Genomic DNA, 24627 nt, shown 5'->3' on the forward strand with positions numbered 1-24627 from the left:
CACGTGAAACATCAAAATTGTTTTACATCGCCGTGTTCCACGTGAAACCATTTATAGTTTTCTACCGAACTTAAGTCGCCAAAATCAGCTATATCGGTACTGCTGATAAAAACCTGGCAACTCAATCCAACGAGGTATTTTATCAATTTTGCCCGGTTTTCTGTATCCAATTCGGACGCTAGATCGTCAATGAGAATGACGCACGAGTATGGGCTTTCCTGATTCAGTAAGGTCACTTGTGCCAATAACAAAGCCAAGACCAAAAGCTTTTGTTGCCCCCGTGACAGATAGTCTCTAGCCAGTCTTTTGTTTTGATACGTTTGAAAATCCGCTCGGTGCGGGCCGCTATGTGTAAAGCCATAGCGCATATCTCGGTCTAGATCGTTTTTCAAAATAAAGTCTAAGGCTTGTCTATCGTCCCAGCCTGGCAAGAAGCGTAAATCGACATCATCCTTATCCAAAAAATGGCTAGCCATTTCTAAAAACACCGGTTGCAAGCTGGCGACATAGGCCAAACGAAAATCGTTAATCACCTGCCCATATTCCACAAATTCCTTATCCCAGGCCGGCAGCTGTTTAATTTGCCGGGTTTTCAACAAAGCGTTGCGTTGCTGCAATGCCTTATTAAACTTCCGCCAACTGGGCAGAAAGTTTTTGTGCTGATTAAAAATCCCCCAGTCTAAAAACTCTCTACGAATTTGTGGCCCGGAGTCCAGCAAGCGATAACTCTTGGGATGAATCAATTGCACCGGCAATGCGTAAGCCAAATCCGCTTTTTGCCGATCTTCCTGATCGATGCGGATCTGGCATTGTTTATTGTCAATCTGTATCCCCAACGTACTGACTGAACCGGACTGTTGCCGATTTTGTGCCGACACCGTCAATTGCGGCTGATCAAAAGAAATTGCCTGCTTGGTATGGGTGGTTCTGAACGAGCGGGACCTACCCAAAATAAAAATGGCTTCCAGCAGCGAACTCTTACCGCTGGCATTGGCACCAGTGATGAAATTAATGGCAGGAGACGGCGAGATACTTGCTGAATGGATGTTCCTGACCGACAGCACATCCAGCTTTAACAAGGTCATAATCCCTGGACAACCTACATCCGCATCGGCATCACGATAAATTTAAACAAAGGCTGTTCAGGTTCTTCAATAAAACAACTGCTGGCGTTGCCGGCTATGGTTAGCACCGCCATTTCGGAATCAAGATTGGACACCGCATCCAGCATATATTGCGAGTTAAACGAAATACTCAACGGCTCGCCTTGATAATCGATGATCAACTCTTCCTCGGCCTCGTCATGCTCGGGATTATGCGTACTGAGTTTCAGCAAATCTCTGGATATATCGAAAGTCACGCCCTTGTATTTTTCATTAGACAGAATCGCCACCCGCGTTAACGCATCTCTCAAGACTTGTTTTTGGATTAGCAACGGACTCATAAAGCTTTGATTGAACACTTTACTGAAATCCGGGAATTTGGCATCAATCAGCTTGGAAGAGAACACCACATCCTTGTAATAAATTCGGATGTTGTTGCTGGAAAACTGGATATTCAATTCAGCATCTGCATCATCAAGCAAACGACTGAGTTCCTGCACCGCTTTTCTGGGCATGATAATGCGGGATTCATAACCGGTCGCTTGCCCTATGTCATCTTCATAAATCGACAAACGATGACCATCGGAAGCGACCAGCTTTAGCCTGGAATTACTCACATTCAGCAGCAAGCCGTTAAGGTAATAGCGTACATCCTGATTAGCCATACAAAACACGGTTTTATCCAACGCCTTCTTGAATTTGCCGGCATTCAATAAAAAGCTATGCTCAAACTCTGACTCATTGAATTCAGGGTAGTGTTCAGCTGGCAAGGTACTTAAAGAAAACCTGCTGCGGCCGGAGACAACTTTGACTTTATCGTCTTGCAACTCGAAGTGGATTTCAGCGCCGTTTGGTAATAAGCGGCAAATATCCAGAAATTTCCTAGCAGGAACCGTAATTTCCCCAGAATTCGATATTGATTCGATATTTAATTTAGCAACAATCTGGATTTCCGTATCCGTACCGGTCATTACCAACTGCTCGTCGCTGGCCTGCAACAACACATTGGAAAGAATCGGCATGGTTTGCCGTTTCTCGATCACGCTAACGATTTGCTGCAGCGGCGGCAAAATTTGATCTTTGCTAATAATAAATTTCATATAAATATCTTTTATATATTGTTACTACTATGTAAACAAAAAGCTGTGGAAAACCGGTTTTATCTAATTTAAATCAAAATCTTAGCATGTATCAAACATTGTTGCCGGATACCGTTTTAGCTTGTATGAGGTTTGTGGATAACCTGGATAGAGTATTTTCGGCACACTTTATCCACAACTTAAGCGCAATTAATGCGATAAGGTTCTCAACAGGTTTTTGTAATCTTCCGCCATCTTCACATCGTCATCTTTCAACTCAGCCACCCGCTTGCAGGCGTTGATGACCGTCGTGTGATCGCGCCCGCCAAAGGCATCGCCGATTTCAGGATAACTGTGCGAGGTCAACTCTCTAGCCAAACACATAGCCACCTGTCGTGGCCGAGTGATGGATTGTTTGCGATTTTTTGAGGATAAATCGGCTACCCTGATCTTGAAATATTCGGCCACGGTCTTTTGAATGTTATCGATACTGATCAACTTATCTTGCAAGCTAATCAAATCGTGCAGCGCTTCCTTGGTAAATTCCAGAGTGATGTCGCGGCCGGTAAATTGCGAGTTGGCTACCACCCGCCGTAACGCACCTTCCAAATCCCTAACATTGGAAGGTATGCGTTTAGCAATGAAGAAGGCGATGTCTTGATCCAGATCCACACCGACTTGCATGGCCTTTTTAATCAAGATAGCGGCCCGGGTTTCCAGATCCGGCGGTTCGATAGCCACTGGCAAACCCCAACCGAAGCGAGACTTCAAACGATCTTCCAAGCCATCGATTTCTTTGGGATATTTATCGCAAGTCAAAACCACCTGATGTTTGTTGTCCAGCAGGTTGTTAAAGGTGTGGAAAAACTCTTCCTGGGAACGTTCCTTACCGGCCAGAAACTGGATGTCGTCCATTAATAAAATATCGATGCTGCGGTAGTACTCTTTAAACTGATTGATGCTGTTTTGTTGCAGTGCCTTGACCATGTCCTGCACAAACTTCTCGGAATGCAGATAGACGATATTGGCGTCGGGCTTTTTCAACAGCACCGCGTTACCGATGGCATGCATCAAATGGGTTTTACCCAGACCGGAACTGCCGTAGATAAACAGCGGGTTGTAGACCTTGCCGATGTTATCGGAAACCGTCATCGAAGCGGCTCTGGCTAATTGATTGGATTTACCTTCCACAAAGCTTTCAAAGGTGAAGGCTTTGTTTAAAAAATTCGGTTGATTCTTCTTTTGCGCCGGACTTTTATTAAGTGCCGGTGCTTTGATGGCCGGCGATTTTTTACTGCCGATTTCAAACTGTACCGCCAAGGTCGCATTGGAAAACTCGTTGACGGCGTCTTCGATGATCGCGAAAAAATGTTGTTTGATGTGGTCGATAATAAACCGGTTGGGAGCAAGCAATTTTAACTGGCTGTCGGTTTCCACAGCTTGCAGCGGCCTGATCCAGGTGCTGAAATCGGTACTGGGAATTTCATGTTCAAGCTTGGCCAGGCAGTTGTTCCAAATCACACTCATCGGCATTCAAGAAGGGGCTTAGAAAGGCCTTGCATGATACCACAGTGACCGCTTAGGGCTTGACTCTATGGACGTTATCAGAAAAGAATGACGGCCGCATGGATTACCCTCATAAACACACATGATTTCGGGCAAACTTTATATTATTTCCGCACCATCCGGGGCAGGCAAAACCAGTCTTGTTAAACAACTGATTGCCGAGATGGACGATCTGGCAGTGTCGGTATCACATACGACGCGGGCGATGCGCAGCGGCGAACAGGATGGTGTCGATTATTTTTTCGTCTCGGTAGAGACTTTTAAAGCCATGATCGAGCAGCAAGCTTTTTTAGAGCATGCGCAAGTGTTCGACAACTTTTATGGCACCGCGCAACAGACCGTGGAAGATAATCTGGCCAAAGGGCTGGATGTGATCTTGGAAATTGATTGGCAAGGCGCTCAGCAGGTCAGAAGGATGTTGCCGGAAAGCCTGTCGATCTTCATCTTGCCGCCGTCTATCGAGGTATTGAGCCAGCGTTTGCAAAACCGCGGCCAGGATAATCCGGAGGTGATTGCCCGGCGCATGCGCGATGCGGTGACGGAAATGAGCCATTATCCGGAGTACGATTATTTGATCGTTAACGACGATTTCAATCTGGCGTTGCAGCAATTAAAAAGCATTGTGACCGCAAACCGCTTAACCCAAAATCAACAACAAAAAACCTTGGCAACATTGCTGCAAGATTTACTTAACTAATAGAACTAACAATACTTATGAAAACTAGAAAAACGTCTTATCTGTTTGCCACGCTGATTGTTTCGGCGTTGACCCTTGCCGGCTGCTCCAGCGATGAAGCGGAAACACCCAAAGCCAGTGCCCCGTCTGCAAGTAAAAAAGCTGTCCACCGCGTGGATAGCGGCGAAGCGACCGAACCCGAGAAACGTCAATTCGAAAAAGAGTTTTCAGCCAAATGCGTCGCGCGGGAACTGAAAAACTCGAATAACAAAGATGTCGATGAAAAACGCTTCCAAGAAAGTTGCGACTGCATTGCCGAACACATCATGAAAGACCTGTCGGAAATCGATGCCGAGAAATACCTGGAAGACCACGAAGACACCCACACCTTGCAGATCAAATTCGATGCTGCGGCGTATTTCTGTTTGCAAAACAAACCGCAGCCCAAAGGCCCGCATTTGTTTGGCAAACCGCAATAACGATGTAGGTTGGGTTTGCCCGAAAGGGCATAAAAGGCGTTAGCCGTAACCCAACACGTCGGCCTTAAATGTTGGGTTACCCTCTATCGAGCTTATTCAGGGTAAACCCAACCTACCGATTTACCCAATCTTTCATTCCCCCAATGACCCAATCTTCCGAATTATTTTCTCAAGCCAAACAATACATTCCCGGTGGCGTTAACTCGCCGGTGCGTTCCTTCAGTGGTGTCGGCGGTACGCCGGTATATTTCGACCGCGCAGCAGGCGCTTACGTTTACGATAGCGAAGGCAAACGTTATGTCGATTATGTCGGTTCCTGGGGACCAATGATTTTGGGGCATGCGCATCCGGCCGTGATCGACGCAGTTAAACACTGCGCCGAAAAAGGCTTGAGCTTCGGTGCGCCCACCGAGATAGAAACGCTGATGGCGCAAACAGTCTGCGAACTGCTGCCATCCATAGAAATGGTCCGCATGGTCAGCTCCGGCACTGAAGCCACCATGAGCGCATTGCGCCTGGCACGCGGTTATACCGGCCGTGACAAGATCGTTAAATTCGAAGGCTGCTACCACGGCCATTCCGATTCCCTATTGGTCAAGGCCGGTTCCGGCGCCTTGACTTTCGGCGTCCCCAGTTCGCCTGGCGTGCCAGCCTCGGTGGCCGCCGATACCCTAACGCTGACTTATAACGACAGCGATGCAGTCCGCAGCACCTTTGCTGAATTGGGTGACAAGATTGCCTGCATCATCGTCGAACCGGTGGCCGGCAATATGAACTGTATTCCGCCGGAACCAGGCTTCTTGCAAACTCTCCGCGATGTCTGCGACCAATACGGCAGCGTGTTGATTTTTGATGAAGTAATGACCGGTTTCCGTGTCAGTTTGCAAGGCGCGCAAGGCCTGTACGGCGTTAAACCGGATTTGACCACACTGGGTAAAATCATCGGCGGCGGCCTGCCGGTCGGCGCTTTCGGAGGCAGCCGCAAAATCATGGAATATCTGGCGCCGCTGGGTCCTGTTTATCAAGCCGGCACCTTGTCCGGCTGCCCGGTGGCGATGGCTGCTGGTTTGAAAACCCTGGAACTGATCAACCAGCCGGGTTTCTACGAGGCCTTGACCGCCAAAACCACAAAACTGTTGGCTGGCCTCCAAACTGCCGCCGATCAGGCCGGTATTGCTTTTACCACCAACCAAGTCGGTGGCATGTTTGGTTTATTCTTCAGCAATGAAAAATCGGTCAACCGTTTTTCTCAGGTGATGGCTTGCGATGTTGATCGTTTCAAACGCTTTTTTCATGGCATGTTGGACAAAGGCGTATATCTGGCACCGTCGGCATTCGAGGCTGGGTTTGTTTCTGCCGCGCATTCGGATGAAGATTTGCAGGCAACGGTAGATGCGGCGGCGGAGGTGTTTAAGTGCTTGTTGGATTGAATGTAGCGTATGTTCAAACCCCTGAAAACTCATTGAATTCTGGTACACTGACAGGCAAATTGAAAGGGGATATGCAATGGCTAGTGTGACTTTTGATACTCACAAATTTGCGCGTAAGTTGAAAGAAGCCGGTTTTGACGAAAAACAGGCGGAGGCTGTATCGGAAGCTTTTCGCGACGCCCAAACCGAAGCCGATCCGCTCACCAAAAAGGATTTGCAAATCGAGCTAGCGCCGGTCAAATCGGATTTATTGATCGTCAAATGGATGCTCGGCTTGGTATTTGCCGCCGAAGTCATGCCGCTGCTTGCCAAGCTTTTGGCTTGAATAGCCTAACATCGTTCGTGCGGTATACACGCTGCTAATAGCACCACGGACCGACGCATACCAAGGAGGATTTGCAGGCGGCGGCGGAGGTGTTTAAAGCGTTGTGAGATTGTGGTGTCCGAGTAATGTATGAAAACCTTTAAATTACTTGTTAGGCTTATGTATCACTATAATCCCTACATCTATTTCGCTGTAATTGTTACCTTAACTCTTATTGGCTGCTCTCGTGAGTTTGAATATGGCGTGGTAAGTGGGCCACTTCAGATCCCCGCGAACACACGGGTGTCAATCAAAAACCCAGAACATATAAGAACCCCGAACGATTATGATTCTGTTTGCGTGCTTCCAGCTGAGCCATATGTGGTTGCGGACGCAGTATTCGGTCCAAATGGGGTGGTACCGCCGAAATTTGTCGGCCCCAATGGAGCGGCGTTCTCACCGAAAATCTTTGTTAGGAATGCTTCAGGTATAGAGGATCCTTTACCAAGCATTTCCATAGCTGTTACCAATAACGGAACTTGGCTTTGTTTTAGGTCATTGGACAACAATCAAAAATTACACTTACCGTATACTGAGATAGCACTAGAAAGCTCTGAGGCTATGTATATCAAGTCAATTCAATGGGATAGCACTGAAATATCGTTCTAACCGAAGGCATGTAAAGCTATTATTTTTGTGCGGTTACGCTCCGCTAACCGCACCTACCAAACCTTGTTTTTTCTGACATAGCGAATAGCAGAGTGGCTAGCATCGTTCATAACCATAGCCCAATAACGACTTTCATCCTATAATGGTACGGAACTTCCGTACAGGAGAAAGCCATTATGGAAACCGTCAGCGTCAACCAATTTCGGGACAATTTAAAAAGCTACGTCGAGCAAGTGGTGGATAATCACGAACCGCTGAAAGTCACCCGCCGAGCTGGGGAAGCGTTTGTGGTTATCAGCGCCGACGATTGGGAACGGGAGCAGGAAACGCTTTATGTGCTGCAAAACGCCAACCTGATGGCACAAATCGCTGCTTCCGCCGCCACACATACTCAACAACAAGGCTACCGGCCAAGCGAAAAGCAATTCAATGAGATCGATGGCATTTGAAGGTAACACTTGGGCGGTTTACGAAGAGCTTAGAGACAAAGACAAAGTTTTACACAAAGCGCTGTGCAAACCGCTCAAGGAAATGCTGCGCGGCGATCCCGCAACCGGTTTGGGCAAACCGGAACCTTTGCGTCACAATCTTTCCGGACTTTGGTCCAGGCGAATTTCGCATAAAGACCGGCTGATTTATAAGTTCGACGACAACTGCATTTATATTTTTGCTATCGGCGGACATTACGACCAACATTGAAAGTCAGTAACTGAGCGTCGCTATCGCTCAGCGGTACAATTTTGATTTTCGCCATTCCCACCCGCTAATCCCAAGCCTACAATCTCTCCTGATAACTCAAAGCACGCTTTCCCAGCTTTGAAAACCAACGATTTGTGCTCTCTCTGGCCAAATCGTATATTCCGTGTCTAACTGATTTGGACGAAATAGATGAATAAGCAGCCAACGTACTTGCCAGCCCCCTGCCCCAAAAAGCAGAGGTATCGCCTAAACCTGAGTAATTTAGCCCAGAGTAAGATTTCTGGTCGGAAACTGCTTTACGCCACTTGTCTACTTGTCGGGTTTTCCAATATAAGCCACGCCGATTTTGTTACCCATCCGCTAACCGACGCACCGTCTCCAAAGCCATCAGAACCGGCAACACCGGCCGTGCCGGAAGCCACTGATACCGGCCAGCCTAATCAGGCCGAGATTGACTTTAACGAGCAATTTGGCGAAAAGAAACTGGGTACTTGCAGCATGACCTACAAGATGGAGGGCTTTTCGCTGGCTTATAAGCAATACGACGGCACCGGCGAAATCACCTGCCGTAATGGCCAAAAGGCCGCGGTCAAGCTGTCCTCAAAAAGCATAGGCTTTACGATTGGTTATTCCGTTATCGAAGGCGAAGGCCATTTCACCGATGTGAAATATATCAGTGAAATTTTTGGCGATTACATTTCGCTGGGTAATCACTTTGGGATTAAAAACTCGGTGGATAGGCAAGTATTGACCCGTGGCGAAATTTCCCTGGTGTTAATGGGTAAAGGCAAGGGCTTTGACATTGGTTTTACGATTGGGGATTTGTCGATCAAGCCGCGGTAAACCGTCTGCTTGATTTATTAAGAGGATTTCGATGGAAACAGGAATAGGGATGGCACTGGCGGCAATACCGTTGGCGGCTTTGCTTGGTTACATGACTTGCGCCTGGCTGAGCGATAAGCGGCAGCGCGAATTGCAAAGTCAGTTAGAGCAGCAGCAACAGCAAGTCCAACAACAAGCCGTTAAATTGGCCGTGGCCGAAGAGCGGGTTTTGCTGTTGGCGCAAAAAGAATCTGAGTTGCAGTTGCTACAGCAACAATTGTTGGAGTTGAAAACCGAAAACGCGGATCTCAACGCGCGTCAGCAAGAACAGCATAAGAGCAACGCCGAAAAAATCCGTCTGCTACAGGATGCCGAAAATCAATTGAAAACGCAGTTCGAGAATCTCGCCCACAGGATTTTCGAAGAACGCGGCAAGCAGTTTGCCGAACACAATAAAGTCAGTATCGAAAGTTTGGTCGCACCGCTTAAGCAACAGCTCGGCGAATTCAAAAGCCGGGTCGAAAGCGTTTACGACAACGAAACCAAGGATCGTATTTCCTTACGCGAGGAAATCGTCTCGCTACGCCGCGATACGGCCAAGATGAATCAAGAAGCGCTGAATTTAACCAGGGCCTTGAAAGGTGATCATAAAACCCAAGGCAACTGGGGCGAAATGATCCTGGAAAAAGTCTTGGAACAATCCGGCTTGCGCAAAGGTATCGAATACGAAACCCAAGGTGCGTTTCGTGATGAAGATAATCGGCTGTTCAAGCCCGATGTCATCGTCCGCTTACCGGAAAACAAGGATGTAATCATCGATTCCAAAGTCTCGCTAGTGGCTTACGAGCGTTACTGTTCCGCTGAAGACGATAACCAACGTATCGAAGCCTTGAAACAACACACCGAAGCGGTCAGAAACCACATCAAAGGTTTAAGCAATAAAGACTATTCCAGTTTGAAAGGTTTACGTTCACTGGATTTTGTATTGCTGTTCATGCCTATCGAAGCCGCCTTCATGGCCGCTTTTCAGGCCGACGAAAAATTATTCAACGATGCTTTCGAACACAAAATCGTCGTCGTCACCCCGACTACCTTGTTGGCGACTTTGCGCACCGTGCAAAACATCTGGCGATACGAACAACAAAACGAAAACGCCCGCTTGATCGCCGATAAGGCCGGCAGTCTGTATGACAAGATCCGAGGTTTTGTCGAAGACATTGAAAAACTGGGCAACCAACTCAGCACGGTACAAAAAACCTACGATGGCATCGTCAACAAATTAAGTAGCGGAAGCGGCAATTTGCTCCGTCAAGCCAGCGCATTTGAAGAATTGGGGGTTAAGGTTAAAAAGAAGCTGCCTAAAAGCCTGACCGAACAAATGTCATCGGAGGATTGATGTTTCCGTGATCTGAAATACTAAGGTCTAATCATCGTAGTAATAATAACTTTATATATATCTTTAGATTGTTATTACTACTAAGGCGGAAAAATCTGTGGAAAACACTGGTTATATGAATTTATTCATAGTCTTATTAAAAATTAACGCTGTTATACAGCGGCATTTTAGCTTGTTTACAGTCTGGGGATAACTAGAATCCGGGTTTTTACAGACAACTTATCCACAACCTCCTAGCTGTTCGACCAACAGGTTTTCAACAAAAACCGTGTTTTTTGGCAGGCTTTTTTTCCGGCGATACTCGCAACAGCTCAATAGATAGGGGTAGCACTACAAGCGCCATCTCTTAACATCGCCCGTTGAAATACACCTACCCGGACACTATGTCCGGGTAGACTCAAGAAAACCTTGTTGCGTGCTAACATGACTAAAATTTCCACAAGCGGAATGTTTACTGACTCAGGCTAGAGATACTCATGGTCAACCCGGCAGAATTACGCCCCAAAATAAAAGCTTGCCTCAATGCACTGGATGCCACCCGACCGGTGGTATTCGGCAAGCATCCCTTGATTGCGGACGGCGTTAGCGAAGACCTTTATGTGGCAGGTTTACACGGGCCTGATAGGCCTCTGGTTAGGGTGTTGGCTGATCGCATAGATTTCGACGAAGGCGGCGGCACTTACTTATTTTCCGGTAACCGTGGCACCGGCAAAACCACCGAATTGATGCGTCTGGCGGAAATGCTGCGCGAGCAGGGCTGCGAAGTGTTTTATGTCGATATGGCCGAATACCTGAATTTGACCATGGCTGTGGAAATCACCGATTTTCTGATCAGCATGCTCGGTGGTTTATCGGAAAAAATCGAAGAACGTTACGGCCACGATCCAGCCAACATTGGCTTTTTCGAACGGGTTTGGACTTTTCTGCAAAGCGAAGTGAAAATCGAGGAACTTGGTTTGGAAGCTGGTGGAGACCTCAAAGCCAGTTTGAAAATGTCGTTGCGGGAAAACCCCACCTTCAAGAAAAAGCTCCAGGAAGGCACACGTGGTCACGTCGCCAGATTGGTGCAGGAAGCGCGCAAATTCGTCGAAAACGTTGTCGCTGTCGCCCGCCAGAAAGCCGGGCAGCCGGATAAAAAAGTGGTGTTACTGTTGGATTCGGTGGAACGCTTGCGTGGGGTCGGTGACAGCGAAGACATCGGCAAAGTGTTCAAGAGCGTGGAGACTATTTTTTCCGGGCATGCCGATAAATTGCGTTTCCCGCCGCTGTATTTGGTTTGCACCATTCCGCCGTATTTGACGGCCTTAGCCGGCAGTCTGGCGGCTTTATATTCCGGCGGCAAAATTTATATGTTGCCCAGTGTGCATGTTTACGAAAACCGTCCGCAAGATGGCGCAGCACCGGTACCTTCCGAAACCGGACTGAATGCAATGGTCGATATTGTCGGACGGCGCTTTCCGGAATGGAGCCAGTTTTTTCATAGACAACAACTATTACGGCTGGCCGCCAACTCCGGTGGCGATTTGCGCGATTTTTTCCGTTTGGTGGGATTATGCATCACCGAAGCGCTGTATCAGGAATCTTTACCGTTACCCGATGCGGTGTTAGCCAGCGCGGAAAGCGCCTTGCGTAACGATATGCCGCTGGCTCGCGACGACAAACAGGTGTTGGCGCGGGTGTTGGAAAAGCACGACCGGCAATTGGAAAGCCTGGACAAACTGCCGGACTTTGCCCGTCTGACCGAAGGCAAATACATCCTCAACTACCGCAACGGCGACGACTGGTTTGACGTCCATCCGCTGTTGCGCGACATTGTTTCCAAAGGTGACTGACGCCGATTATCAAACCGAGCTGGACAGCATTTGGCGTAAGCTGCGTCCGCATCTGGAATGGGCACGCGGCTTTACGCTGGCAGTGTTGTTCAGCCGGCATCCCGCACCGGTCCAGGCCTTGAAGCAGCGCCTGCAAGACTTGCTGAGTATCAATACCCTGCCGTTACGGTACTTTGTTTTGCAACAGCCCGAAGAACTGGACGCCACCTTGGCGGCGATACTGGCTGCCCGGCCGCTGGGCGACAAACGCCCGCCCTTGTGGTTGGAGCTAAGGCTGGATGATGATACCCAGCGCCGGGCGGTGTGGCAGTTACTGGCCCGCCTTAACGAACGGCGCTTTTTACTGGAACGCGACGTCGCATGCCCTCTGGTATTGCTGTTGCCCGCCGAGTTTCGTATCGATGTGCCCAGCATGCTGCCGGATCTCTGGAGCATCCGCAGTTATACCGCCGATTTGCCGACACCTATGCCTATCGTACAGGCTAGTCGGTCAGAGAATTTACCGGCTCCGGTCAGTTTGGCGGCCAGCCGGGAATTGTCAGCAGCCGAACTGGAATGGCGGCGCTTGTGGGAACACACTACCGACAAACAACGGCTGTCGGCTGTTGTGGCTTTTGCCGCTTTAGACGCGGTTATTGAGAGAATGGATTACGTCGCTGCTAGACAAGTTGTCGAGCAAATGTCGCCGGTGTTGCGGCAGTTGGCTAATAAGCCCGAAGCACCCGAAGCCATGCGAAATTACAGCATAATTTTGAATTATGCCGGTGATATAGACCAGGCTTTGGGCCGGCTGGAACAGGCGCGGGCGGCCTATGCCGAAAGCTTGGGCTTGCGCCGACAACTGCGGGAGGCGCTGGGCGACAGTCCGCAAGTGTTGCGCGATTTGAGTATTTCGCTGGACAAGATCGGCAATGTGGATAATGCCCTGGGTCGGCTTGACGAGGCGCGGGCGGCCTATGTCGAGAGCGTGGGTTTGTGCCGGCAACTGCGGGAGGCGCTGGGCGACAGTCCGCAAGCGTTGCGCGACTTGAGTATTTCGCTGAACAACATCGGCAATGTGGATGAAGCCCTGGGCCGGATGGAAGAGGCGCGAGCGGCCTATGCCGAAAGCTTGGGCTTGCGCCGGCAACTGCGGGAGGCGCTGGGCGACAGTCCGCAAACGCTGCGCGATTTGAGTGTGTCGTTGGTCAACGTCGGCGATGTGGATAATGCCCTGGGCCGGATGGAAGAGGCGCGAACGGCCTATGCCGAAAGCTTGGGCTTGCGCCGGCAACTGCGGGAGGCGCTGGGCGACAGTCCGCAAGCGCTGCGCGATTTGAGTATTTCGCTGGACAAGATCGGCGATGTGGATAAGGCCCTGGGCCGCCTGGAGGAGGCGCGGGCGGCCTATGCCGAAAGCTTGGGCTTGAGCCGGCAACTGCGGGAGGCGCTGGGCGACAGTCCGCAAGCGCTGCGCGACTTGAGTATTACGCTGAGCAACATCGGCGATGTGGATGAAGCCCTGGGCCGCGTGGAAGAGGCGCGGGCGGCCTATACCGAAAGTCTGGGCTTATGCCGGCAACTGCGAGAGGCGCTGGGCGACAGTCCGCAAGCGCTGCGCGACTTGTTTGTGTCGCTGACCAAGATCGGCGAAGTGGATGAAGCCCTGGGCCGCCTGGAAGAGGCGCGGGCGGCCTATACCGAAAGTCTGGGCTTATGCCGGCAACTGCGAGAGGCGCTGGGCGACAGTCCGCAAGCGCTGCGCGACTTGTTTGTGTCGCTGACCAAGATCGGCGAAGTGGATGAAGCCCTGGGCCGCCTCGAAGAGGCGCGGGCGGCCTATACCGAAGGTCTGGGCTTATGCCGGCAACTGCGGGAGGCGCTGGGCGACAGTCCGCAAACGCTGCGCGATTTGTTTGTGTCGTTGGTCAAGATCGGCGAGGTGGATGAAGCCCTGGGCCGTCTGGAAGAAGCGCGGGCGGCCTATGCCGACAGCCTAGCTTTAAGCCGGCAATTGCGGGAGGCGCTGGGCGACAGTCCGCAAGCGCTACGCGATTTGAGTGTGTCGCTGAACAAGATCGGCGATGTGGATAACGCCCTGGGCCGCCTGGAGGCGGCGCGGGCGGCCTATGCTGAAAGCCTGGGCTTGCGCCGGCAACTGCGGGAGGCGCTGGGCGACAGTCCGCAAGCGCTGCGCGATTTGAGTATTTCGCTAAACAATGTCGGCAGGGTGGAGCAAGCTGTCGGACGGTTGTCCCAGGCAAGAGGCTGTTTTACGGAAAGTATGGAGTTAGCGGCGAAATTGGCTGAAGCTTTTCCCAATGTTCCGCAATACGCTAATGATCTGGTATGGGTAAGCGCCCGCCTGCAAGCCCTGGATAGCGACGATCAGCTAGACTAAGCTGCAATCGCAGTATGCCGCCTTTGCCAAGTTTGTGATGCTGATGATAGGTGGTAGCATGCGGCGAGTTGCAACGCCTTATATCCAAAGCCCAGCGGAGGCCGCCCAAATGAATCAAAACAATCCGGACGTTTTCAGTCAGCTGCATATCGACATCGCCCGCAATTCCACTGACGATTTCAATTTGTTTCACGATAGCCGGAAATGGCAGAACATTAACGGCAATCCGTTTAATGGCCCGATTACCTTGGGGTTTCAGCTGGAGTCCTTGATAGAAGGCAAAATTACCGACTATCGTCGACAACACAACGAAGAAAAATTGCTGGCCGAACATGGCTTGAACTTCAGCAATTACCAGTTTGCCTTTGCCAATGCCATTAAGCCGAACCAGGCGATTGAAGTAGATATTAAAGACTCGGTATTTAAGAACGAGCCGTCGCCAAGCTTGAGCAACCGGATTATCGTCAAAGCCGACGGCAAACTGGCCTTGACCGGCTATAAAAAAGAAACCGCCGAACCGCTGTTTTTAGATCAGCCGGATTTGTCTCGGGTCGGCGAATTAAAAATCCAGCCTGACCGTTGTTTTTTGAGCAATGGTTTTTTTCTCAAACGCAAGTTCATGATGACCAGCAATGCCAAGAATTTTTTGTGTGCATCGCTGCGTGATCAAACCCAGTATTTCGACGAGCTACAGGATAAGGTGATTTTCCCGGAGATGTTTCCGTGCGCACTGCTCTCCAGTGCCTTACTGGAAAAAGCTTTGAAATGGCTGCACGATTTCGAGCGCAATCCCATGGTCTATACTTCGCACAAAATTTCTATCGACAGGCGCTGTTTGTTGCAGCTTAAAAGTAACGACGCGGTGCATATTTTAATCAAACCCGCGGCAGATTGTGCCGCGCACGATTTCGGCGATTTGAACGCCACACCCTTGGATTACGAATGTTACGGCCTAGTCAACAATCACAACGCCTTGTTGTTTAGAGCATTGATTTCGCTGGTGCCGCTGGAGTTAATCCGCAAGGCCATGGCATAAATAACTCTGGATGCAGCTAGTGCCATTTTTTAGGGGATAAAATGAAATATTTGTTGTTTACGTTGCCGCTATTGCTGGCCGCTTGCGAAAAACCAGCGCCCACGGCATCAGCGCCCAGACCGGCTTTAGTGGTGACAGTAGGCGAACAAACTGCAGCCGCCCCTATTATATTGATAGGCGAAATTCGCTCCCGCTACGAAAGTGCTCAAGGTTTTCGCATCAACGGCAAAATTATCGAACGCAATGTCGATACAGGCGCAGTGGTGACGAAAGGTCAGCTGTTGGCCAAACTGGATAGTATGGATACCGGTTTATCTACCCAAGCGGCGCAGGCGGAAGTCCGGGCGGCGGAAGCCGATTTGGCTTTGGCTCAAGCAGAGCTGGACAGACAACGCCAATTACACGCCAGCAAATTCATTTCCAACCAGGCTTTGGATATTCAGGAAGCGCAATTCAAGGCGGCGGCGGCCAGGGTAAAGCAAACCCGCGCGCAAGCGGCGGTAACCGGCAATCAGTCGCGCTACACGCAGTTACTGGCGGAGCGGGATGGCGTGGTTACCCGCATTCAGGCCGAACCGGGCCAAGTGGTTGCCGCCGGCGAGCCTATTGTTCGTATTGCCGTGCCGGAAAATAAAGAAGTCGAAATAGCCGTTCCCGAGTCGCGCATGCTGGGCATCGCTGTCGATGTGCCGGCGGAAATCAGATTGTGGGCCAACCCCACCACTGTATACAAAGGTAAGGTTCGGGAAGTGGCACCGGCTGCTGATAATCTCACACGTACTTTTCAAGTACGTGTGGTTTTGCTGGATGCCGACGATTCGGTGCGTTTGGGCATGACGGCCGGCGTTCGCTTTTATCATCAGGACACCAAGGATTTTTTATTACCCACCACAGCGCTTACTCAGCGTGACGGTCAATCCGTCGTCTGGGTGGTGAATCCGGCGAACGGTGAAGTTCAGCCTAGAACCGTTCAGGCCGGCGCGTTTCGCGAAGATGGCGTGTTGATTGCCGGCGGTATCCAAAAAGGCGAACAAGTAGTAGTGGCGGGGGTGCAAACTTTGATACCCGGCCAGAAAGTTAGGGCAACGCCGCTGCGGAGCCAACCATGAAATCGGGCTTCAATCTCTCCGAGTGGGCTTTGCGGCACCCGGCATTGGTGTTATATGCCGTGTTGATGCTGACCTTGGTGGGCATGCTTTCTTATACCAGGCTGGGCCAGTCTGAAGATCCGCCGTTCACTTTCAAAGTGATGGTTATCCATACCGGTTGGCCCGGTGCCAGCGCGCAGGAAGTGGAACAACAAGTCACCGATAAACTGGAGAAAAAGCTCCAGGAAGTACCCTGGCTGGATAATTTACGCAGCTATTCCAGACCGGGCGAATCCTTAATTTTTCTGTCGGCCAAGGACTCCACACCCGCGGCGCAAGTCCCGGACATTTTTTATCAAGTTCGTAAAAAAATCGGCGATATTGCTTACACCCTGCCGGCTGGTGTTGAAGGGCCGACATTCAACGACGAGTTTGGGGATGTATACGGAAACTTGTATGCCTTGACCGGCGACGGCTACGACTATGCGGAACTGAAGCGTCACGCGGAAACGTTACGCGCCGAACTGCTCAGAGTGAACGATGTTGCCAAGGTTGACTTTTTCGGCGAGCAGAAACAACGCATTTACGTCGAATTGTCCAATGCCAAATTAGCGACCATCGGCATCGACGTTGCCACCTTGCTCCGCACCTTGCAAGCGCAAAATCTGGTGACGGGCAGCGGTAGTTTCGATTCTGAAAACGAGCATATTCGGATTGCGGTAACCGGTCGTTACGATAGATTGGAAGAGCTGCGGGATGTACGTTTTCGCGCCAATAACAACGAATTTCGGTTGGGCGATGTCGCCAAAGTCAGCCGCGGCTTTGAAGATCCCCCCAAGGACCGGGTGCGTTATCAAGGTCATGACGCGCTGTTGATCGGCGTGGCGATGCGCGCCGGCGGCGATATCATCAAGCTGGGCCGCGATTTGGACCAGGCCGTAAACACTACCCAAGCCCAATTGCCGGTGGGTTTGGAATTGCATACGGTGTCTTCGCAGCCGAAAGCGGTGCAGCGCTCGGTTAACGAGTTTGCCAAATCGCTGACCGAAGCGGTCGTCATAGTGCTGGGCGTTAGCCTGCTGTCTTTGGGTTTACGCACCGGCATCGTGGTGGCTATCACGATTCCGGTGGTGTTGGCGGTCACCTTCTGGCTGATGCATCTGTTTGGCGTTGGCTTGCACAAAATTTCTCTGGGTGCGTTGATTTTGGCTTTGGGCTTGTTGGTGGACGATGCGATTATCGCCGTGGAAATGATGGCGTCTAAGATGGAACAGGGTTGGGATAGAACCCGTGCTGCCGCATTTGCCTATACATCCACCGCGATGCCGATGCTGAGCGGCACATTGGTAACCGCTGCCGGCTTTTTGCCGATTGCCACGGCGGCGTCTTCTACCGGCGAATACACCCGCTCGATTTTTCAAGTGGTGGTTATCGCCTTGTTGGTCTCCTGGTTCGCGGCGGTAGTTTTTGTACCGTATTTGGGCCATCGCTTATTGCCTGACTTGAGCAAGGGACAAGAGCAAGCGTCGAGCTGGGCGCGGATTTGGGCCAAATTGCGGAACAAACCACATGCCGAACAGCCCAAGAACCACGCCCACGAGCTTTATCAAACGCCGTTTTATCTGCGCTTCCGAAAACTGGTGGCTGCTTGCGTTATCCACCGTTGGCTGGTGATTGTTTTAACCATTGCCATGTTTATTACCGCGATCTTCGGTTTTAAGTTTGTCCAGCAACAGTTTTTTCCGGATTCCACTCGGCCGGAGTTAATCGTCGATTTGCGTTTGGCTGAGGGTGTGTCGTATGCCGCCACCGAAGCCGATGTGAAAAAAATGGAGGCCTGGTTGGATGAGCAAAGCGGCATTGATAATTACGTGGCTTATGTCGGCAACGGCAGTCCGCGTTTTTATTTACCTTTGGATCAGCAATTACCGCAACGCAGCTTTGCGCAGTTTGTGGTGTTGACCAATGGTCCAGCGGAACGAGAACAACTGCGCGATAAACTCATCCATTTGTTTGAACAGGATTTTCCGGATATGCGCGGCAGCGTATTACGTTTGGAGAACGGCCCGCCGGTAGGTTTTCCCGTGCAATTCAGAGTCTCCGGGCCGGATTTATCAACGCTACGCACGATTGCTCGCCAGGTGGCGGATGTGATGCGCGCCAACCCTTATCCGTCCAACGTGCAGTTGGATTGGGAAGAACCGGTGAAAGTCGTGCGCGTGAATGTTGACCAATCGAAAGCCAGACTGCTGGGGATTAGCTCCAGTGATATTGCCAATATTGTCAACGGTGCGCTACAAGGCTTGTATGTGACCGAATTTCGTGAAGGCATCGAGCGCATCGACTTATTGGTGCGAGGCGCCGAAATCGAACGTAAGCATTTATCGCGTCTGCAAAATTTGATGATACCGATCCCCGGCGGACGCAGTGTGCCCCTGTCGCAAGTCGCGGAACTGGAATACGGTTTTGAGGAAGGTTTGATTTGGCGGCGTAATCGCATTCCTACCGTCACGGTGCGCGCGAATTTGTATGGCAATATGCAGGCGCCGATGGTTTCGGCTCAAATAGAAGAACAACTGGTCGACATAAAGCGGCAATTACCGCCCGGCTACCGCCTGGAGACCGGCGGCGCGGTGGAAGAGTCGGCCAAAGGCGGCGATTCGGTCGCGGCCGGTATGCCTTTGTTCTTTCTGACGGTCTTGACTGTGCTGATGATCCAGTTGCAAAGCTTTTCGCGGATGGCCTTGGTGTTATTAACAGCGCCGCTCGGACTAATCGGCGTGACCTTGTTTTTGTTGATTTTTCAACAACCGTTCGGTTTTGTGGCGATGTTGGGTACCATCGCACTTTCCGGCATGATCATGCGCAACTCCGTAATCCTGGTCGATCAAATCGATCAGGATAAGCAGGCCGGGCGTTCGGATTTTGATGCGATTGTCGATTCGACGGTGCGCCGGTTTCGCCCCATCGTATTAACGGCGGCGGCGGCAATATTGGCCATGATTCCCCTCACCCACAGCGCCTTTTTCGGCCCGATGGCGGTGGCGATTATGGGAGGTTTGACCGTCGCGACTGCGTTGACACTACTGTTTTTGCCGGCTTTATATGCAGCTTGGTTCAGAATCGCGGTTTAATTTTTAAGGTTTAGAAACCGGTGTTTTCGGGTGGGTGAAATTCAGGTTTCGAATGCCCCGGTATGAACTGGAGAAAAGCATTACGGGAACGACCGATTAATGGCTGGTCACTGAGTTGATCTTTCCAGTTGCCTTTTACATCTGCACTGGCACATCGGCAAAACTCAGTTTTGAAAATATCGATCATTTCAGTAAAGCAGCGACCATTTTATTTTGGTGATAAGCAACGTTGTAAACCGCTTATTCAAACGCGGTGATTACCTCGCTTTCCAACTTGCCGGCTTCCATCCAGGCGCTTACAGCCGGGCAAGCCAGCACTGAGTCCACATAGGCCTGCGCCTCTTTATTGGTTGCCAGTTGATAGCTGTGAAATCGCAAGGCGACGGGGGCGAACATCGCATCGACTATCGTAAAACGCCCAAATAACCACGGACCGTCGTGGCGGTGCAGTTGCCGGTAGTGTTGCCAAATTTCACCGATACGTTCGATGTCCGGATGCACCGCTTCCGGCAAGGGTTTGGCTGAGGGAGTCCGCTTGCAATTCATCCCGCAATAGGTACGCAGCGCCGTAAATCCGGAATGCATTTCGGCAGCTAAGGAGCGGGCCGCAGCGCGTTCGGCAAAATCCTCCGGCCAGCCTTGGGTTTGCGGAAAGCGTTCCGCCAGATATTCCAATATTGCCAGCGAATCCCAAACCTTAAGCTCACCATCCAGCAAAACCGGTACTTTACCGGTCGGCGAGTATTGCAGCAGCTTGTCTTTCGAATCCTCTCGATACAGCGGGATGCGGATTTCCGTGAAGTCGATGTCGTGATATTTCAAAAACAACCAAGGCCGTAACGACCAAGATGAGTAATTTTTGTTACCGATGACTAAGGACAGACTCATAAACGAAAACTCCTTTGCAGATTATGGATCGAGAATTTATTAAATCGGATTCGTCGTCCCAGAGAATGTGTGAACCCAGGGAAATGAGAAGCCCTGTTCCACTCTCGAAGGTTTGACAGCGAAGAACGCCTTTAGGTATCAGCGAATCATTCTCGCCGTTTTATAATAATTAACCGTATAGAGCAATGCCATTTTGTAATGGATTTTTAGTTGGGTTCTACGGCTGTGCTATTCAACGGATAGAATCAGCGGCAAATCTTGGTTTAACAACAGTCCTCACCGATGTCTTCAAACCAAATCTTTGGCGATTGAGCAATAAAACGGCTCATTAACTCGATGCAGACGGGGTCGTTCAATTCCACAATCTTGACGCCGGCTTCTTTTAGCCAGTCCAGATGCCCGGAAAAGTTGCTCGATTCGCCGACAACCACCGTGCCGATATTGAATTGCCGAATCAATCCCGAGCAATACCAGCACGGTGCCAAGGTGGTGACCAAAATTTTGTCGCGGTAACTGGTCTGCCGGCCGGCATTGCGGAAGGCATCGGTTTCGCCGTGCACAGACGGATCGTTATCTTGCACGCGGCGGTTGCGGCCCCGGCCCAGCAAGCTGCCATCAGCATCGAACAAGGCCGCGCCGACCGGCACGCCGCCTTCGTCAAAACCGGCTTTTGCTTCGGCAAACGCCACGGCTAGCATCTCCTGATAGTTCATCGCAAATCCTAAAATCAATTGGGTAAGGTTGAAAATTCGTTCTACAAAGGCCGGGTAGATGAGTATGGGCTTAAGTTGAGTTTTAGGGGCTCCAAAAACCTCTTTAAAAAACGGGGCTGGGGAGATTTTCCAACCCTAAGCGCCTCGATTCGCTATTGCCAATAAGCCAACACAATCCCCACAAATACCGCCAGACCGAACCAGTTGTTATTCAAAAAAGCCTTGAAACACTTGGGTTTGTCGAAATGAAAAATCAGCGTTTGCTGATAAATTGACAGACCGGCTGCCACGGTTAAACCGGCGTAATATGGCCAACTCAATTGCTTCATCAGGCCGACTGTCATCAACAACACTAGGATGACGATTTGCAGTCCGCCGGTTATTTCCCGCACCCGCTTACCGAACAAAATGGCCGTGGATTTCACGCCGATTTTCAAATCATCGTCGATGTCCACCATCGCATACATCGTGTCGTAGACCAGCGCCCACAGCAGCACCGCTAGATACAGAATCCAGCCTACCAAGGGGATTTCGTTGGTTTGCGCGGCAAACGCCATCGGCACAGCAAACCCAAACGCCGCGCCCAGATAAGCCTGCGGCAAATGGGTAAAGCGCTTCATGAACGGATAACTGGCCGCCAGAAACGCGCCGATGAAGGACAAACCGATGGTGTACCCATTCAGCAGCAACACCAAACCAAAGGCAGTGAGACACAGCACCGCAAATACAATCAACGCTTCCTTAGGGCTGACTTTGCCGGCCGCGATAGGCCTTAGTTTGCAGCGATCAACATGCGGATCGAAATCCTTGTCGGCGTAATCGTTAATCACGCAACCCGCAGCGCGCATCAGCACCACGCCCGCAATGAACACGGTCAGCACCAAATTGTCCGGTCTACCGTCACCGGCAATCCACAAGGCCCATAATGTCGGCCACAGCAAAATGAAAATGCCGATGGGTTTATCAAAGCGGGCCAGTAGCCAGTATTGGTGGAGGCGGTCTTTTAGGTTAATCATTCGAAAAGCAATTCTTTTGGGAGAGCGATTGTCTGTTATTTAAGTTCGCGGCAAATTCAGGAAGATTGTTCCCAATCCGGCTGAGCTAGGGCAGATAAAGATTCTACAGACTCATATTCGGCCAGAGCTGCTTTTGCCACTGTGTGTAATCGAATTTGTCACGCTTAATCAGCATGATAAACCTCTCGGCATCAACCATGCCCAAGGTTGAAAAAATCGATTCGAATCCGCTATGGATGATTTCGGCGTCAGTTTTCATGAGTTGTCTTCAGCACATGATTTATTGATGTCGCGACACTTCTTAAGTTTCCAATCGTATTTTGCCCGTCGCATATTGATGTACCAGCGAAGAAATTAGCGTTTGATACGGGATACCAACATCTTGAGCCCGGTTTTTAATTAATGTCACATCGCCCAAACTAAGGCGAATAGTGACGTTTTTTGATTTTGATAGATATTCTTTAGCGGCCTGTTTTGCCAAAGCAATTTCTTCATCGGCATTGATGCTACGTACCAGTTGGTCATTTTCCAATGCGTTTAATATCGACATCTCTTCATCATCGAACATGGCTTTACCCTTTGTAACGTTTTTTGGCTTTGCGACTTGGAATGATGGTTTTAAGAAAGATGCCGTCTTCGTTCCGCAAAAATGGCACCAAATACACATAATCAAGCGCTTCAACGACATAAATTTTTTGTTGCGGATAGCGTATTTGATCGGGATGCTCAAATACATCGAGTATTTTTCCTGCATTGATTGCCGCGATAATCTCCTCAAAGCCGATGCCTCGACTTTGTTTGAGCAATTCATTTTTCTCTTGCCCACATGACATCATAGAACGCCAGTCTTATACATACATTGTATTGACGACATGGCCTAGTTGCCAGTTTTATCTCTAATCGTCTGAATAATCGAAGTCGTCGAATGCCCCTCGATAAACGACAAAATCTTCGCTTCGCCGCCGTTGGCCAGCACGCTTTCGTGGCCGGCGATGCTGGTTATGTCCGTATAGTCGCCGCCTTTGACCAGAATGTCCGGCAGTAATTGGTCGATGACTTCTTTCGGGGTGTCTTGCTCAAATTCCACCACCCAATCAACGCATTCCAGTGCGGCCAGCATTTCCATACGATGATCCAGTTTGTTGACCGGGCGCTCCGGGCCTTTCAGCCGTTGCACCGAGGCGTCACTGTTGACCAATACCACCAAGCGGTCGCCCAGGGTTTTGGCCTGTTGTAGATAGCGGACGTGGCCGGGATGCAGGATGTCGAAGCAGCCGTTGGTGGCGACGATTTTTTCGCCGTTTTGTTTGGCGGCGGCGCGCTCAGCCAGCAGGTCAGGTAGGCTGCAGACGCCTTTGTGATGGGCGCGTGGGCCTTGTAAGGCGTTAGCCAGTTCGTCGGTGTTGACGGTGGCGGTACCCATTTTGCCGACCACGATGCCGGCACCGATATTGGCGAGTTGCGTGGCTTCGGCCAGCGACTTTTTCGCGGCCAGACTGGCGGCTAGTACGGAGATCACCGTATCGCCGGCGCCGGTGACATCGAAAACCTCGCGGGCATGCGTTGGTAGATGTAAGGGTTCTTCATTCTTGCTGAGCAGGGTCATGCCGTTTTCGCCACGGGTGACCAGCAAGGCTTGAAGTTCTAGCTCGTTCAGCAAATTCATGCCGCGTTCGACGATTTTCTGTTGATCGGCACAGCGGCCCACTACTGCCTCAAATTCGCTGAGGTTGGGCGTAATCAGCGTGGCTTGCCGGTAAATCGAAAAATCGCTGCCTTTCGGATCGACCAGCACCGGCTTGTTCAGTTGTTTGGCCAAGCGGATGAATTGCTGCACCTGGCTCAAGGTGCCTTTACCGTAATCGGATAGCACAATGACTTGCGATTGCATCAATTCGGCATGGTATAGATGCAGTAACGCATCGCTATCGACATTGTTAAAACCGTCTTCAAAATCCAGCCGGATCAACTGCTGGTGCCGGCTCATCACCCGCAATTTAGTAATCGTCGGATAACCCGGCACCGCTTGAAACAGGCATAAAACCTTGGCCTGTTGCAGCAAAGCTTTCAACGCCGTCGCCGCTTCGTCTTCGCCGGTAAAACCCAGCAGCGATACTTTTGCACCCAGTGCGGCGATATTCAAAGCCACGTTACCGGCGCCGCCCGCCCGTTGTTCGTCTTGTTTGACGTGCACCACCGGCACCGGCGCTTCCGGGGAAATCCGTGAAGTGGCGCCGTGCCAGTAACGGTCCAGCATCAGGTCGCCGACCACCAGCACGCGGGCGGTTGAATAGTTGGGTAATTGCATGGCTTTGGG

24 protein-coding genes are annotated in these 24627 nt (G+C 50.7%); 14 read left to right on the forward strand and 10 right to left on the reverse strand.

What is annotated here, in order from left to right:
• Positions 1–11: 11 nt before the first annotated feature.
• From recF to dnaA, 3 genes are all read right to left on the reverse strand, one after another.
• The gene (gene recF, locus ACR02O_RS02730; protein WP_033157628.1) at positions 12–1085 is read right to left on the reverse strand and encodes a DNA replication/repair protein RecF; all 1074 of its coding nucleotides are present in this window, start codon (positions 1083–1085) and stop codon (positions 12–14) included.
• Between the two features lie 14 nt (positions 1086–1099).
• Entirely contained in the window at positions 1100–2203 is a 1104-nt protein-coding gene (gene dnaN / locus ACR02O_RS02735; protein WP_033157629.1) for a DNA polymerase III subunit beta, read from the reverse strand.
• A 189-nt stretch (positions 2204–2392) separates the two neighbouring features.
• Positions 2393–3709 (reverse strand): chromosomal replication initiator protein DnaA, encoded by a 1317-nt coding sequence (dnaA, locus tag ACR02O_RS02740; protein WP_033157630.1) that lies wholly within the window; start codon positions 3707–3709, stop codon positions 2393–2395.
• Between the two features lie 121 nt (positions 3710–3830).
• Between dnaA and gmk the strand changes: the two genes are divergently transcribed.
• From gmk to ACR02O_RS02810, 14 genes are all read left to right on the forward strand, one after another.
• Entirely contained in the window at positions 3831–4445 is a 615-nt protein-coding gene (gene gmk, locus ACR02O_RS02745) for a guanylate kinase (protein ID WP_033157631.1), read from the forward strand.
• A gap of 17 nt (positions 4446–4462) precedes the next feature.
• Positions 4463–4903, forward strand: coding sequence for a hypothetical protein (locus tag ACR02O_RS02750; RefSeq protein ID WP_033157632.1), 441 nt, complete (start codon positions 4463–4465; stop codon positions 4901–4903).
• Between the two features lie 143 nt (positions 4904–5046).
• The gene (gene hemL, locus ACR02O_RS02755) at positions 5047–6333 is read left to right on the forward strand and encodes a glutamate-1-semialdehyde 2,1-aminomutase (protein WP_494522746.1); all 1287 of its coding nucleotides are present in this window, start codon (positions 5047–5049) and stop codon (positions 6331–6333) included.
• 76 nt (positions 6334–6409) lie between these two features.
• Positions 6410–6658, forward strand: coding sequence for a CCDC90 family protein (locus tag ACR02O_RS02760; protein WP_033157634.1), 249 nt, complete (start codon positions 6410–6412; stop codon positions 6656–6658).
• Positions 6659–6787: 129 nt separating this feature from the next.
• A complete protein-coding gene (locus ACR02O_RS02765; RefSeq protein WP_205452391.1) occupies positions 6788–7306 on the forward strand; it encodes a hypothetical protein in 519 nt (172 codons plus the stop codon).
• A gap of 176 nt (positions 7307–7482) precedes the next feature.
• The gene (locus ACR02O_RS02770; protein ID WP_494522747.1) at positions 7483–7755 is read left to right on the forward strand and encodes a type II toxin-antitoxin system Phd/YefM family antitoxin; all 273 of its coding nucleotides are present in this window, start codon (positions 7483–7485) and stop codon (positions 7753–7755) included.
• Entirely contained in the window at positions 7745–8005 is a 261-nt protein-coding gene (locus tag ACR02O_RS02775) for a Txe/YoeB family addiction module toxin (protein ID WP_494522748.1), read from the forward strand. The genes ACR02O_RS02770 and ACR02O_RS02775 overlap by 11 nt, the downstream gene beginning before the upstream one ends.
• 408 nt (positions 8006–8413) lie before the next feature.
• Positions 8414–8848: a hypothetical protein gene (locus tag ACR02O_RS02780; RefSeq protein ID WP_494522749.1), complete on the forward strand. Its 435-nt coding sequence runs from the start codon at positions 8414–8416 to the stop codon at positions 8846–8848.
• Positions 8849–8879: 31 nt separating this feature from the next.
• On the forward strand, positions 8880–10223 hold the full coding sequence (locus ACR02O_RS02785) for a DNA recombination protein RmuC (protein WP_494522750.1): 1344 nt from the start codon (positions 8880–8882) through the stop codon (positions 10221–10223).
• Between the two features lie 476 nt (positions 10224–10699).
• Complete coding sequence (locus ACR02O_RS02790) at positions 10700–12055, forward strand: P-loop NTPase family protein (protein WP_494522751.1); 1356 nt, start codon at positions 10700–10702, stop codon at positions 12053–12055.
• Positions 12048–14435 (forward strand): tetratricopeptide repeat protein, encoded by a 2388-nt coding sequence (locus tag ACR02O_RS02795; RefSeq protein WP_494522752.1) that lies wholly within the window; start codon positions 12048–12050, stop codon positions 14433–14435. The genes ACR02O_RS02790 and ACR02O_RS02795 overlap by 8 nt, the downstream gene beginning before the upstream one ends.
• Positions 14436–14544: 109 nt before the next feature.
• Complete coding sequence (locus tag ACR02O_RS02800; protein ID WP_494522753.1) at positions 14545–15471, forward strand: hypothetical protein; 927 nt, start codon at positions 14545–14547, stop codon at positions 15469–15471.
• Between the two features lie 41 nt (positions 15472–15512).
• Positions 15513–16580 carry an efflux RND transporter periplasmic adaptor subunit gene (locus tag ACR02O_RS02805; RefSeq protein WP_494522754.1) on the forward strand — a complete coding sequence of 356 codons (1068 nt, stop codon included), beginning with the start codon at positions 15513–15515 and terminating at the stop codon, positions 16578–16580.
• Entirely contained in the window at positions 16577–19693 is a 3117-nt protein-coding gene (locus tag ACR02O_RS02810; RefSeq protein ID WP_494522755.1) for an efflux RND transporter permease subunit, read from the forward strand. Before ACR02O_RS02805 ends, ACR02O_RS02810 begins: the two co-directional genes overlap by 4 nt.
• 240 nt (positions 19694–19933) lie before the next feature.
• On the opposite strand, the gene ACR02O_RS02815 is transcribed toward ACR02O_RS02810, so the two are convergent.
• From ACR02O_RS02815 to hldE, 7 genes are all read right to left on the reverse strand, one after another.
• On the reverse strand, positions 19934–20581 hold the full coding sequence (locus tag ACR02O_RS02815; RefSeq protein ID WP_101052874.1) for a glutathione S-transferase family protein: 648 nt from the start codon (positions 20579–20581) through the stop codon (positions 19934–19936).
• A 263-nt stretch (positions 20582–20844) separates the two neighbouring features.
• The gene (locus ACR02O_RS02820; protein ID WP_171697028.1) at positions 20845–21294 is read right to left on the reverse strand and encodes a nucleoside deaminase; all 450 of its coding nucleotides are present in this window, start codon (positions 21292–21294) and stop codon (positions 20845–20847) included.
• A 152-nt stretch (positions 21295–21446) separates the two neighbouring features.
• Positions 21447–22310, reverse strand: a complete 864-nt coding sequence (ubiA, locus tag ACR02O_RS02825; RefSeq protein ID WP_458138776.1) for a 4-hydroxybenzoate octaprenyltransferase — start codon at positions 22308–22310, stop codon at positions 21447–21449.
• A gap of 103 nt (positions 22311–22413) precedes the next feature.
• Positions 22414–22569, reverse strand: a complete 156-nt coding sequence (locus tag ACR02O_RS02830; RefSeq protein ID WP_458138777.1) for a hypothetical protein — start codon at positions 22567–22569, stop codon at positions 22414–22416.
• A gap of 42 nt (positions 22570–22611) precedes the next feature.
• Positions 22612–22878 carry a hypothetical protein gene (locus tag ACR02O_RS02835; RefSeq protein WP_171697025.1) on the reverse strand — a complete coding sequence of 89 codons (267 nt, stop codon included), beginning with the start codon at positions 22876–22878 and terminating at the stop codon, positions 22612–22614.
• A 4-nt stretch (positions 22879–22882) separates the two neighbouring features.
• Positions 22883–23116 carry a DUF4258 domain-containing protein gene (locus tag ACR02O_RS02840; RefSeq protein WP_216614915.1) on the reverse strand — a complete coding sequence of 78 codons (234 nt, stop codon included), beginning with the start codon at positions 23114–23116 and terminating at the stop codon, positions 22883–22885.
• Positions 23117–23187: 71 nt separating this feature from the next.
• Positions 23188–24618 carry a bifunctional D-glycero-beta-D-manno-heptose-7-phosphate kinase/D-glycero-beta-D-manno-heptose 1-phosphate adenylyltransferase HldE gene (gene hldE, locus ACR02O_RS02845; protein ID WP_458138779.1) on the reverse strand — a complete coding sequence of 477 codons (1431 nt, stop codon included), beginning with the start codon at positions 24616–24618 and terminating at the stop codon, positions 23188–23190.
• Positions 24619–24627 lie beyond the last annotated feature (9 nt).

This window comes from Methylomonas sp. PHL2-19, assembly GCF_059331595.1.

Coding starts and splice junctions, on each gene's coding strand:
- recF (WP_033157628.1), bottom strand. CDS start 1,085: ATGACCTTGTTAAAGCTGGATGTGCTGTCGGTCAGGAACATCCATTCA.
- dnaN (WP_033157629.1), bottom strand. CDS start 2,203: ATGAAATTTATTATTAGCAAAGATCAAATTTTGCCGCCGCTGCAGCAA.
- dnaA (WP_033157630.1), bottom strand. CDS start 3,709: ATGAGTGTGATTTGGAACAACTGCCTGGCCAAGCTTGAACATGAAATT.
- gmk (WP_033157631.1), top strand. CDS start 3,831: ATGATTTCGGGCAAACTTTATATTATTTCCGCACCATCCGGGGCAGGC.
- ACR02O_RS02750 (WP_033157632.1), top strand. CDS start 4,463: ATGAAAACTAGAAAAACGTCTTATCTGTTTGCCACGCTGATTGTTTCG.
- hemL (WP_494522746.1), top strand. CDS start 5,047: ATGACCCAATCTTCCGAATTATTTTCTCAAGCCAAACAATACATTCCC.
- ACR02O_RS02760 (WP_033157634.1), top strand. CDS start 6,410: ATGGCTAGTGTGACTTTTGATACTCACAAATTTGCGCGTAAGTTGAAA.
- ACR02O_RS02765 (WP_205452391.1), top strand. CDS start 6,788: ATGAAAACCTTTAAATTACTTGTTAGGCTTATGTATCACTATAATCCC.
- ACR02O_RS02770 (WP_494522747.1), top strand. CDS start 7,483: ATGGAAACCGTCAGCGTCAACCAATTTCGGGACAATTTAAAAAGCTAC.
- ACR02O_RS02775 (WP_494522748.1), top strand. CDS start 7,745: ATGGCATTTGAAGGTAACACTTGGGCGGTTTACGAAGAGCTTAGAGAC.
- ACR02O_RS02785 (WP_494522750.1), top strand. CDS start 8,880: ATGGAAACAGGAATAGGGATGGCACTGGCGGCAATACCGTTGGCGGCT.
- ACR02O_RS02790 (WP_494522751.1), top strand. CDS start 10,700: ATGGTCAACCCGGCAGAATTACGCCCCAAAATAAAAGCTTGCCTCAAT.
- ACR02O_RS02800 (WP_494522753.1), top strand. CDS start 14,545: ATGAATCAAAACAATCCGGACGTTTTCAGTCAGCTGCATATCGACATC.
- ACR02O_RS02805 (WP_494522754.1), top strand. CDS start 15,513: ATGAAATATTTGTTGTTTACGTTGCCGCTATTGCTGGCCGCTTGCGAA.
- ACR02O_RS02810 (WP_494522755.1), top strand. CDS start 16,577: ATGAAATCGGGCTTCAATCTCTCCGAGTGGGCTTTGCGGCACCCGGCA.
- ACR02O_RS02815 (WP_101052874.1), bottom strand. CDS start 20,581: ATGAGTCTGTCCTTAGTCATCGGTAACAAAAATTACTCATCTTGGTCG.
- ACR02O_RS02820 (WP_171697028.1), bottom strand. CDS start 21,294: ATGAACTATCAGGAGATGCTAGCCGTGGCGTTTGCCGAAGCAAAAGCC.
- ubiA (WP_458138776.1), bottom strand. CDS start 22,310: ATGATTAACCTAAAAGACCGCCTCCACCAATACTGGCTACTGGCCCGC.
- ACR02O_RS02830 (WP_458138777.1), bottom strand. CDS start 22,569: ATGAAAACTGACGCCGAAATCATCCATAGCGGATTCGAATCGATTTTT.
- ACR02O_RS02835 (WP_171697025.1), bottom strand. CDS start 22,878: ATGTTCGATGATGAAGAGATGTCGATATTAAACGCATTGGAAAATGAC.
- hldE (WP_458138779.1), bottom strand. CDS start 24,618: ATGCAATTACCCAACTATTCAACCGCCCGCGTGCTGGTGGTCGGCGAC.